Below are 11,887 nucleotides of genomic sequence, written 5' to 3' on the forward strand. Positions count from 1 at the left end.
CCGCGAAGTTCCACCCAGAGACCGCTGGTCACCGTGCCCCGGCACGGTCGAAGGTCCCGCGACGACGGGCGACCCGCGCAGGGCGGTAAGCGAAATTCGGTGCTGAGCACGGTCCGCCGACTGTGCCTCGTGTCCCGGCCCTCGCCCCGTGCGCCCTGCGCCGGGGCTTTCTCGTTCTCGTGATGCCTCCGCTCCCGTCGAAAGCTCCGGCCGACGACGGTGACCAGCCTCGAGCAACGAGAGAGGAGGGACATGGCGGACAAGCCGATCCGGGCCGACAAGGCCACGGCCGTCGCTGAGCTGACCGAGAGCTTCCGCAACGCGGGCGCCACGGTGCTGACCGAGTACCGCGGTCTGACGGTTTCCCAGCTCACCCAGCTGCGACGCTCGCTCGGCAAGGAGACCAGCTACACGGTCGCGAAGAACACGCTCGCGAAGCGTGCCGCGTCGGACGCTGGCATCTCCGGTCTCGACGAGATGTTCACCGGTCCTACCGCGCTGACTTTCGTTTCGGGCGACGTCGTCGAGGCGGCGAAGGGGCTTCGCGACTTCGCGAAGGCCAACCCGAAGCTCGTCATCAAGGGCGGTGTCTTCGAGGGCAAGGCCATTTCCGCGGCCGAGGTCACGAAGCTCGCCGACCTGGAGTCCCGTGAGGTGCTGCTGGCCAAGCTGGCCGGCGCGATGAAGGGCAACCTGAGCAAGGCCGCGGCCCTGTTCCAGGCTCCGCTCTCCAAGGCCGCCCGTGCGGCGGCCGCCCTGGCGGACAAGCGCGAGAAGGAGGGCGCCGAGGCGGCCTGAGGCCCCACGGCGCACCCAGTTCTTACCTAACAGATTCAGGAAAGGACGCCAGACATGGCGAAGCTCAGCACCGACGAGCTGCTCGACGCGTTCAAGGAGATGACGCTGATCGAGCTCTCCGAGTTCGTGAAGCAGTTCGAGGAGACCTTCGAGGTCACCGCCGCCGCCCCGGTCGCCGTGGCCGCGGGTGCCCCGGCCGCCGGCGGTGCCGCCGCCCCGGCCGAGGAGGAGAAGGACGAGTTCGACGTCATCCTCGAGGCTGACGGTGGCAAGAAGATCCAGGTCATCAAGGTCGTGCGCGAGCTGACCGGCCTGGGCCTCAAGGAGGCCAAGGACCTGGTCGAGTCCGCTCCGAAGGCCGTCCTGGAGAAGGCCAACAAGGAGACCGCCGACAAGGCCAAGACCAAGCTCGAGGGCGAGGGCGCCAAGGTCACCCTCAAGTGACCTGAGGTCGACCAGGCGCGTGTCCGGCTCACGTGAGCCGGGGCACACCGCGTCACGGCGGGCGGTGATCCGACAGTGGATCGCCGCCCGCCGTCTTGGTGGTCCCGGCGTCAACGCGGTGAGCAGGGCGTCCGTGCCCGGCGGCGGTGCCCGCGCGGCGCGTGCCGGTAGCCCTTGGGTGGGAAAGACGGGGCGACCCGGATGCCGGCCCTTGACGCGGCACCGGGCTGACAGGCACGCTGACACCAGCAAGACCTTCCGCGCTTGCAACGGCCACCACTTGGGTAATGGCAGCGGCAGCACCATCGGCCGCGGCACCCGAGCGGCCCGGCAGGAACGTCGCGTTCCGAGCGGCCCGGTGAGACCCGGTTCCAGGGGTCCCGAGGCACGTTCCGCGACGACCTGCGGGGTGGGCTGGACAGCGGTTAGCCTCTCGGCTACACTGCTAGTTTGCGCTGCCTTCCGACTTGACCCCTGCTCGGAAATGTCCGTTTATGGATAATTCCGGTGGGGTCATTGGAGTGCACGCGTACCAGCCGTTCTGCAGCACCGGTCCTCGGAAGGACGCATCTTGGCAGCTTCCCGCCCTGCGAAGACCAGTCGTACGTCGAGCGCATTCGCTCCCCGCCGAGTTTCATTCGGCAGGATCACCGAACACCTCGAGGTCCCCAACCTCCTCGCCATCCAGAACGAGTCCTTCGACTGGCTCGTCGGCAACGAGGCTTGGCAGGGCCGGTCGGCGGACGACCCGCACGCACGCTCGGGTCTCGCGGAGATCCTCGACGAGATCAGTCCCATTGAGGACTTCTCCGGCACCATGTCGCTCTCCTTCTCGGCTCCGCGCTTCGACGAGGTCAAGGCCTCGATCGAGGAGTGCAAGGAGAAGGACCTGACCTACTGCGCGCCGCTGTTCGTGACCGCGGAGTTCACCAACAACACCACCGGCGAGATCAAGAGCCAGACGGTGTTCATGGGTGACTTCCCGATGATGACGCCGAAGGGCACCTTCATCATCAACGGCACCGAGCGCGTCGTGGTCAGCCAGCTCGTCCGGTCCCCGGGCGTCTACTTCGACAAGCAGCCGGACAAGACCTCCGACCGCGACCTCTCCAGCGTCAAGGTCATCCCGAGCCGGGGTGCCTGGCTGGAGTTCGACATCGACAAGCGCGAGACGGTCGGCGTTCGCATCGACCGCAAGCGCCGGCAGGCCGTCACGGTGCTGCTCAAGGCCATCGGCTGGTCCGCCGAGCGGATCCGCGAGCGGTTCGGCTGGTCCGAGCTGATGATGACCACGCTCGAGAAGGACCACATCGCCGGCCAGGACGAGGCGCTACTCGACATCTACCGGAAGCTCCGCCCTGGCGAGCCGCCGACCCGCGAGAACGCCCAGACCCTGCTCGACAACCTCTTCTTCAACCCGAAGCGGTACGACGTCGCCAAGGTCGGGCGCTACAAGTTCAACAAGAAGCTCGAGCTGGACGTGCCGATCACCACCGGCACGCTGACCGAGGACGACATCGTCGCCACCGTGGAATACCTCTGCCGGCTGCACGCCGGTGAGGAGGGCTACGAGGCCGACGACATCGACCACTTCGGCAACCGGCGCCTGCGTACGGTGGGCGAGCTGATCCAGAACCAGGTCCGGGTCGGTCTGTCCCGGATGGAGCGCGTCGTCCGCGAGCGGATGACCACCCAGGACGTCGAGGCGATCACGCCGCAGACCCTGATCAACATCCGCCCCGTGGTGGCGGCGATCAAGGAGTTCTTCGGCACCTCGCAGCTGTCCCAGTTCATGGACCAGACCAACCCGCTGGCGGGCCTGACCCACCGGCGCCGGCTGAGCGCGCTCGGCCCGGGTGGTCTGTCCCGGGAGCGGGCCGGCTTCGAGGTCCGCGACGTGCACCCGTCCCACTACGGCCGGATGTGCCCGATCGAGACGCCGGAAGGCCCGAACATCGGTCTGATCGGCGCGCTGTCCACCTTCGCCCGGGTCAACCCGTTCGGCTTCATCGAGACGCCGTACCGGAAGGTCGTCGACGGTCGGGTCACCGACCAGATCGACTACCTGACCGCGGACGAGGAGGACCGGTTCGTCAAGGCGCAGGCCAACGCGCCGCTGCGGGCCGACGGCACGTTCGCCGAGGACCGGGTCCTGGTCCGCCGTAAGGGCGGCGAGACCGAGGACGTCCCGCCGGCGTCCGTGGACTACATGGACGTGTCGCCGCGGCAGATGACCTCGGTCGCGACCGCGATGATCCCGTTCCTCGAGCACGACGACGCCAACCGGGCGCTGATGGGCGCGAACATGCAGCGCCAGGCGGTGCCGCTGGTCAAGGCCGAGTCCCCGCTGGTCGGCACGGGCATGGAATACCGTGCCGCGGTCGACGCCGGTGACGTGGTCGTCGCCGAGGTCGGCGGCGTCATCGAGGACCTCTGCGCCGACTACATCACCATCCACCAGGACGACGGCCACCGCCGCACGTACCTGCTGCACAAGTTCCGCCGCTCCAACGCCGGCTCCTGCGTCAACCAGAAGCCGGTCGTCTTCGAGGGCGACCGCGTCGAGGCCGGCCAGGTCATCGCCGACGGTCCCTGCACCGACGAGGGCGAGATGGCGCTCGGGCGCAACCTGCTCGTGGCGTTCATGTGCTGGGAGGGCCACAACTACGAGGACGCGATCATCCTGTCGCAGCGCCTCGTGCAGCAGGACGTGCTCACCTCGATCCACATCGAGGAGCACGAGGTCGACGCCCGGGACACCAAGCTGGGCCCGGAGGAGATCACCCGCGACATCCCGAACGTCAGCGAGGAGATGCTCGCCGACCTCGACGAGCGCGGCATCATCCGGATCGGCGCCGAGGTCGTCCCCGGCGACATCCTGGTCGGCAAGGTCACGCCCAAGGGCGAGACCGAGCTGACCCCGGAGGAGCGGCTGCTCCGCGCGATCTTCGGTGAGAAGGCGCGCGAGGTCCGCGACACCTCGCTGAAGGTGCCGCACGGAGAGACCGGCACGGTCATCGGTGTGCGTACCTTCTCCCGCGAGGACGGCGACGAGCTGCCGCCGGGCGTCAACGAGCTGGTCCGGGTCTACGTCGCCCAGAAGCGGAAGATCCAGGACGGTGACAAGCTCGCCGGCCGGCACGGCAACAAGGGCGTCATCTCCAAGATCCTTCCGGTCGAGGACATGCCGTTCCTCGAGGACGGCACCCCGGTCGACATCGTGCTCAACCCGCTGGGTGTGCCGAGCCGGATGAACATCGGCCAGGTGCTGGAGACGCACCTCGGCTGGGTGGCCAAGACCGGCTGGAAGGTCGACGGCGACGACGCCGAGTGGAAGCGCCAGCTCCGCTCGATCGAGGCGCACGAGTCCGAGCCGGACACCAACGTGGCCACGCCGGTCTTCGACGGCGCCCGCGAGGAGGAGATCTCCGGTCTGCTGGCGTCGACCCTGCCCAACCGTGACGGCAAGCAGCTGATCGGCTCCAGCGGCAAGGCGCAGCTGTTCGACGGCCGCTCCGGCGAGCCGCTGCCGGACCCGATCGCGGTCGGCTACATCTACATCCTGAAGCTCAACCACCTGGTCGACGACAAGATCCACGCACGGTCGACCGGCCCGTACTCGATGATCACGCAGCAGCCGCTGGGTGGTAAGGCGCAGTTCGGTGGCCAGCGCTTCGGTGAGATGGAGTGCTGGGCGATGCAGGCGTACGGCGCCGCGTACGCCCTGCAGGAGCTGCTGACGATCAAGTCCGACGACGTCCTCGGCCGGGTCAAGGTCTACGAGGCGATCGTCAAGGGCGAGAACATCCCCGAGCCGGGCATCCCCGAGTCGTTCAAGGTGCTGCTCAAGGAGCTGCAGTCGCTGTGCCTCAACGTCGAGGTGCTCTCCAGCGACGGTGTGGCCCTCGAGATGCGCGAGACCGACGACGAGGTGTTCCGGGCCGCGGAGGAGCTGGGCATCGACCTGTCCCGGCGCGAGCCGAGCTCGGTCGAAGAGGTGTGAGGTGGTGGTTCGGGGCGGGGTGACCGGCTCCAGGCGGTCAGGCTTGATCCTTCCGCCGGTCACCTCGCCCCGAACCCCCCGGATTAACTAGCTTTAAAGACGACGACATAGGGGACATAGTGCTCGACGTCAACTTCTTCGACGAGCTGCGCATTGGCCTCGCCACCGCCGACGACATCCGTCAGTGGTCGCACGGCGAGGTCAAGAAGCCTGAAACGATCAACTACCGCACCCTGAAGCCGGAAAAGGACGGGCTCTTCTGCGAGAAGATCTTCGGTCCGCAGCGGGACTGGGAGTGCTACTGCGGTAAGTACAAGCGGGTCCGCTTCAAGGGCATCATCTGCGAGCGCTGCGGCGTCGAGGTGACCCGGTCGAAGGTCCGCCGCGAGCGCATGGGCCACATCGAGCTCGCCGCCCCGGTGACCCACATCTGGTACTTCAAGGGCGTGCCGAGCCGGCTGGGCTACCTGCTGGACCTCGCCCCCAAGGACCTCGAGAAGATCATCTACTTCGCCTCGTACGTCGTGACGAGCGTGGACGCCGAGGCGCGTCACCGCGACCTCTCGACGATCGAGAACGAGATCCTGGCCGAGAAGCGGCAGGCCGAGAACAGCCGCGACTCGGAGATCGAGAAGCGGGCCGCCAAGCTCGAGGCCGACCTGGCCGAGCTGGAGGCCGAGGGTGCCAAGGCGGACGTCCGGCGCAAGGTCAAGGAGGGCGGAGAGCGCGAGATGCGCCAGATCCGCGACCGGGCCCAGCGCGAGATCGACCGCCTCGACGAGGTGCTGGACACCTTCCGCAAGCTGGAGCCGAAGCAGCTCGTCACCGACGAACTGCTCTACCGCGAGCTGCGCGACCGCTTCGGCGAGTACTTCACCGGCGGCATGGGCGCCGAGGCCATCAAGGCGCTGGTCCAGAACATGGACCTCGACGCCGAGGCCGAGAGCCTGCGCGAGACCATCCGCTCCGGCAAGGGCCAGCGGAAGATCCGGGCGCTCAAGCGGCTCAAGGTCGTCGCGGCGTTCCTGAACACCCGCAACTCGCCGCTCGGCATGGTGCTGGACTGCGTCCCGGTCATCCCGCCGGACCTGCGCCCGATGGTGCAGCTCGACGGTGGCCGCTTCGCGACCTCCGACCTGAACGACCTGTACCGCCGCGTGATCAACCGGAACAACCGCCTCAAGCGGCTGATCGACCTCGGCGCGCCCGAGATCATCGTCAACAACGAGAAGCGGATGCTCCAGGAGGCCGTCGACGCGCTGTTCGACAACGGCCGTCGCGGCCGGCCGGTCACCGGCCCGGGTAACCGCCCGCTCAAGTCGCTGTCCGACATGCTCAAGGGCAAGCAGGGCCGGTTCCGCCAGAACCTGCTGGGCAAGCGCGTCGACTACTCCGGCCGTTCGGTCATCGTGGTCGGCCCGAAGCTGAAGCTGCACCAGTGCGGCCTGCCCAAGCAGATGGCGCTGGAGCTGTTCAAGCCGTTCGTGATGAAGCGGCTGGTGGACCTCAACCACGCGCAGAACATCAAGTCCGCCAAGCGGATGGTCGAGCGGCAGCGGCCGGTCGTGTGGGACGTGCTGGAAGAGGTCATCGGCGAGCACCCGGTCCTGCTGAACCGGGCGCCGACCCTGCACCGCCTGGGCATCCAGGCCTTCGAGCCGCAGCTGGTCGAGGGCAAGGCCATCCAGATCCACCCGCTGGTCTGCACCGCGTTCAACGCCGACTTCGACGGTGACCAGATGGCGGTGCACGTGCCGCTGTCCGCCGAGGCCCAGGCCGAGGCGCGGATCCTGATGCTGTCGTCGAACAACATCCTCAAGCCGGCCGACGGCAAGCCCGTCACCATGCCCACCCAGGACATGGTCATCGGCCTCTACCACCTCACCCACCTCACCGCCGGTGAGAAGGGCGAGGGCCGGGCGTTCAGCTCGGACGCCGAGGCCCGGATGGCGTTCGACAACGGCGAGCTGCACCTGCAGGCCCCGGTGAAGATCCGGCTGCGGGGCGTGGTCGGGGTCGACAACGGCGCCGGCGCCGAGCCGTGGACCGCCCCGGAGGGCTGGGTCGAGGGCGACCCGCTGACCGTGGAGACCACCCTCGGCCGGGTGCTGTTCAACGAGACGCTGCCGCAGGGCTACCGCTTCGTGAACTACGAGATCCGCAAGGGTCAGCTCTCCGCGATCGTCAACGACCTCGCCGAGCGCTTCCCCAAGGTGGCCCTCGCGGCCACCCTGGACGGGCTCAAGGAGGCCGGTTTCCACTGGGCCACCTGGTCCGGCGTGACGATCGGCATGGAGGACGTCATTGCTCCGCCGCGCAAGCGGGAGATCCTGGAGCGGTACGAGAAGGAAGCCGACCGGATCGACAAGCAGTACCAGCGTGGTCTGATGACCGCCGAGGAGCGCCGCGGCGAGCTCATCGAGATCTGGACCAAGGCGACCAACGAGGTCGCCAAGGAGATGGACACCGCGCTGCCGCAGGAGAACCCGCTGTGGAAGATGATCAACTCGGGTGCCCGCGGTAACCTGCTCCAGCTCCGGCAGATCGCGGCGATCCGTGGTCTGGTGGCCAACCCGAAGGGTGAGATCATCCCGCGGCCCATCAAGGCCAGCTACCGGGAGGGTCTGTCCGTGCTGGAGTACTTCATCTCCACGCACGGTGCCCGGAAGGGTCTCGCGGACACCGCCCTGCGTACCGCCGACTCGGGTTACCTGACCCGTCGTCTGGTGGACGTCTCGCAGGACGTCATCATCCGCGAGGAGGACTGCGGCACCGACCGCGCCATCCCGATGCAGATCGGCGAGCGGCTCGACGGCAGGCTGGTCGTGCACGAGCACGCCGAGACCAGCGTGCACGCCCGGACGCTGGCCGACGACATCAAGGGGCCGGACGGCACCGTCGTCGCCGAGCGGGGCCAGGACATCAACTCGATCCTGGTCGACAAGATCGTCGCCGCCGGGGTGGAGACGGTCCGGGTGCGCAGCGTGCTCACCTGCGAGTCGAAGCTGGGCGTCTGCGGTGCGTGCTACGGCCGCTCGCTGCCGACCGGCAAGACCGTGGACGTCGGCGAGGCGGTCGGCATCATCGCCGCCCAGTCGATCGGTGAGCCGGGTACGCAGCTGACGATGCGTACCTTCCACACCGGTGGTGTCGCGGGTGAGGACATCACCCAGGGTCTGCCCCGTGTCCAGGAGATCTTCGAGGCCCGGGTGCCGAAGGGCAAGGCGCCGATCGCCGACACCCCCGGCCGGATCCGGATCGAGGACGGCGAGCGATCGCGGAAGATCATCGTGGTGCCGGACGACGGCAGCGACGAGATCGTCTACGACAAGATCTCCAAGCGGGTCCGGCTGCGGACCCACGACGGCGACCACGTCGAGGTCGGCGAGAAGCTCACCGAGGGCACCATCGACCCGCACGAGCTGCTGCGCATCCTCGGCCCGCGCGCGGTCCAGGTCCACCTGACCCAGGAGGTCCAGGAGGTCTACCGCTCGCAGGGTGTGCTCATCCACGACAAGCACATCGAGATCATCATCCGCCAGATGCTCAAGCGGGTGACGGTCATCGACTCCGGCTCGACCGAGTTCCTGCCGGGCGTGCTGGTCGACCGGGCGCTGTTCGAGTCGGAGAACCGTCGACTCGTCTCCGAGGGCGGCGAGCCCGCCGCCGGTCGCCCGGTGCTGATGGGTATCACCAAGGCCTCGCTGGCCACCGACTCCTGGCTCTCGGCGGCCTCCTTCCAGGAGACCACCCGGGTGCTGACCGACGCGGCGATCAACTCGCGCAGCGACTCGCTCGTCGGCCTCAAGGAGAACGTGATCATCGGTAAGCTCATCCCGGCCGGTACGGGCATCAGCAAGTACCGCAACGTCCGGGTCGAGCCGACCGAGGAGGCGAAGGCCAAGGTCTACTCGATGACCGGCTACCCGGAGACCGACTACGGCTTCGGGCCGGCCAGCGGCCAGGCGGTTCCGCTGGACGACTTCGACTTCGGGTCGTACCGCTAAACAGCACCGACGACGAGGCCCCCGGCACCCGCCGGGGGCCTCGTCGCGTCTCGGGGATCGGCCGGTCCGCGCCGGCGCGGCCGGGGCATGATGGTGGGCATGACGACCGCACCCGGGCAGGCGCCCGTCGCCCCGCCGGGGCCGCCGCGCCACCCGCTCGACCCGGACCCGGCCCGGGCCACCAAGGCGAAGGCGGTCTTCGCGCTGGGCCTGATCGGTGCGCTGACCGGCCTCTTCGTCGGCGGCGTGGTGCCCGCCACGGTGGCGCTCCAGCTCGCCCGGCAGGCGCGCCGCGAGGCGTACGCCTCGGGCGGCTTCCTGACCGGCGCCGCCTGGTTGCGCCAGGGGGAGCGGCTGGCCTGGACGGGCCTGGTCCTGTTCGCGGTCACCGTGGTGGCCGCGGTGGTGATCGGGGTGGTTCGCCTCGCCGACACCCCCTACGGGCAGGACTTCGCGCCGAACGTGGACTGAACGCCCGCCCGGCCGGTCCCGCCCGGGGCGGGGAGCCCGGCCGTCGGCGGTAGCCTGGCCCGGTGTCCGTCGCGTGGCGGTGGACGCCGAGGAAGTCGACAGGAGGACCCGTGACGGAACCGGCGCGCTACCCGGGCAGCGATCCCGCGGCGCACCCCGCCGCGCACCCCGCCCCCGCACCGCCGGGCGCGGGGCAGTGGGCGCGCCCCGACGCGGGCGCCCCGACGGGGCACGCGCCGTCGTCGGCCCCCGCCGCCGCGGGCTGGGGGCCAGCCGCCGGCCCGGGAGCCGGCTGGGGCGCGGGCCCGGCCGCGCCGCCCACGGTGCCTCCGCCGCCGCGGGAGGAGGCCCGGCCGCCGAAGCGGGTCGAGGCCGTCGCCGGTACGCCCTTCGGCGTGGTGCACCTCGACGTGCCGCCGGTCACCTCCGGCCTCGCCGTCGGCTCCCTGGTGGCGGGGATCGTCTCGATCCTCGTCGCGCTGCTGGTGATCTGCTTCGGCGCGGTGGCGGCCATGGGCGGCGCGTGGGCCGCCGGCGCCTTCACGGTGCTGGGCGTGCTGGCGGGCGCGGGCGCGGTCGCCGCGGGCCTGCTCGGGCTGCGGCAGATCCGGCGGGCGGCGCCACCGCCCGCGGTCCGGTTCACCGGCCGTGGGCTGGCGGTGGCGGGGGTGAGCTGCGGCGGCGCGGGCCTGCTGCTCAGCCTGCTCGGCCTGGGGCTGGCGTTGCTGGTGGCGCTGGCGTGACGCCCCGGCGGCGACCGGGGGCGTGGGCGCCCGCCAGCTGCGGCGCCGGCGTGGACGGCCCGGGGTCGACGGGCCGCTCCGGGGGAGAGCCGGTACACTTGTGACCGTAGGTGCCCATCACGGGCGGGCGGGCGCGACGGGTTCGATCGGCGGGCGGTGAGACGCTACGCCGGCCTCTCCGTTTTGACCTGTGCGGTTGTGGTAGGTACTCTTTCCCCTTGTGCCCGGGCAAGCCCGGGCAACTCGTGCGTGCGCTGGATCCGGCGAGCCGGAGATCCCGTGGGAGCACGACAAAGCCAAAGACCCGGTACGCGGCCTGCCGTGTGTCGGCGAAAGACCCCGGTCGACACGCGTGAGCGTAGGCGCCGGGACCGTGATCTGGGCGACACGCCCGACCGCGGGTGCCGGGACCGCCGCGAGGTGGCCCTGGTCGGAATGTAGGAGAGCCGGTCATCAGGCCGGCTACGGCAGACGGCGCGGCCGCCACCCGGCGGTCGAAGGGAGCGGAGAAACCCGGTGCCCACGATCCAGCAGCTGGTCCGAAAGGGCCGCCAGGCGAAGACGAGTAAGACCAAGACCCCGGCGCTGAAGGGTTCCCCTCAGCGGCGCGGCGTGTGCACCCGCGTGTACACCACCACCCCGAAGAAGCCGAACTCGGCGCTGCGCAAGGTCGCTCGTGTCAAGCTCAGCAGCCAGATCGAGGTGACCGCCTACATCCCGGGCGTCGGCCACAACCTGCAGGAGCACTCGATCGTGCTCGTCCGCGGCGGTCGTGTGAAGGATCTCCCCGGCGTGCGTTACAAGATCGTCCGCGGTTCGCTGGACACCCAGGGTGTCCGCAACCGCAAGCAGGCGCGCAGCCGTTACGGCGCGAAGAAGGAGAAGAGCTGACATGCCGCGTAAGGGACCCGCTCCGCGGAAGCCGCTGGTCGCTGACCCGGTGTACAACTCGCCGCTGGTCACCCAGCTGGTGAACAAGATCCTGCTGCGCGGTAAGCGTCAGCTCGCCGAGCGCATCGTCTACGCCGCCCTCGAGGGCTGCCGCGAGAAGTCCGGCACCGACCCGGTCGTCACCCTCAAGCGGGCGATGGACAACGTCAAGCCGACCCTCGAGGTGCGCAGCCGCCGCGTCGGTGGCGCCACCTACCAGGTCCCGGTCGAGGTCCGCCCCGCCCGGGCGACCACCCTGGGCCTGCGCTGGCTGGTCACCTACTCCCGCGCCCGTCGCGAGAAGACCATGGTCGAGCGGCTGATGAACGAGCTGCTGGACGCGAGCAACGGCCTCGGCGCCGCCGTCAAGCGGCGCGAGGACACGCACAAGATGGCCGAGTCCAACAAGGCCTTCGCGCACTACCGCTGGTAACACCCTGGTTCCGGCGCCCTGGCGGCGCCGGAACCGCCACCAGTTGTGTCGAGACGAC

Annotated in this window: 8 protein-coding genes; all 8 read left to right on the forward strand. The window is 69.6% G+C overall.

Going from position 1 to position 11,887, the window contains the following annotated elements; genetic code table 11:
- Positions 1–252 precede the first annotated feature (252 nt).
- The 8 genes from rplJ to rpsG all read left to right on the forward strand — a co-directional run bounded on the left by rplJ (position 253) and on the right by rpsG (position 11,829).
- Entirely contained in the window at positions 253–798 is a 546-nt protein-coding gene (gene rplJ / locus GA0070606_RS19600; RefSeq protein WP_091102532.1) for a 50S ribosomal protein L10, read from the forward strand.
- A 54-nt stretch (positions 799–852) separates the two neighbouring features.
- Positions 853–1,242 (forward strand): 50S ribosomal protein L7/L12, encoded by a 390-nt coding sequence (gene rplL / locus GA0070606_RS19605; RefSeq protein ID WP_091102535.1) that lies wholly within the window; start codon positions 853–855, stop codon positions 1,240–1,242.
- A 571-nt stretch (positions 1,243–1,813) separates the two neighbouring features.
- Positions 1,814–5,245, forward strand: a complete 3,432-nt coding sequence (gene rpoB / locus GA0070606_RS19610; protein ID WP_091102539.1) for a DNA-directed RNA polymerase subunit beta — start codon at positions 1,814–1,816, stop codon at positions 5,243–5,245.
- Between the two features lie 119 nt (positions 5,246–5,364).
- Positions 5,365–9,252 (forward strand): DNA-directed RNA polymerase subunit beta', encoded by a 3,888-nt coding sequence (locus GA0070606_RS19615; RefSeq protein ID WP_091102542.1) that lies wholly within the window; start codon positions 5,365–5,367, stop codon positions 9,250–9,252.
- A gap of 99 nt (positions 9,253–9,351) precedes the next feature.
- A complete protein-coding gene (locus GA0070606_RS19620; RefSeq protein ID WP_091102546.1) occupies positions 9,352–9,723 on the forward strand; it encodes a hypothetical protein in 372 nt (123 codons plus the stop codon).
- 323 nt (positions 9,724–10,046) lie between these two features.
- Positions 10,047–10,466, forward strand: a complete 420-nt coding sequence (locus tag GA0070606_RS19625; RefSeq protein ID WP_091107912.1) for a hypothetical protein — start codon at positions 10,047–10,049, stop codon at positions 10,464–10,466.
- Between the two features lie 516 nt (positions 10,467–10,982).
- On the forward strand, positions 10,983–11,357 hold the full coding sequence (gene rpsL / locus GA0070606_RS19630; RefSeq protein ID WP_014440718.1) for a 30S ribosomal protein S12: 375 nt from the start codon (positions 10,983–10,985) through the stop codon (positions 11,355–11,357).
- Between the two features lies 1 nt (position 11,358).
- Positions 11,359–11,829 (forward strand): 30S ribosomal protein S7, encoded by a 471-nt coding sequence (gene rpsG / locus GA0070606_RS19635; protein WP_013735957.1) that lies wholly within the window; start codon positions 11,359–11,361, stop codon positions 11,827–11,829.
- The last annotated feature ends 58 nt before the right edge of the window (positions 11,830–11,887 follow it).

Origin of the sequence: Micromonospora citrea, assembly GCF_900090315.1 — a bacterium.
Lineage (GTDB): Bacteria > Actinomycetota > Actinomycetes > Mycobacteriales > Micromonosporaceae > Micromonospora > Micromonospora citrea.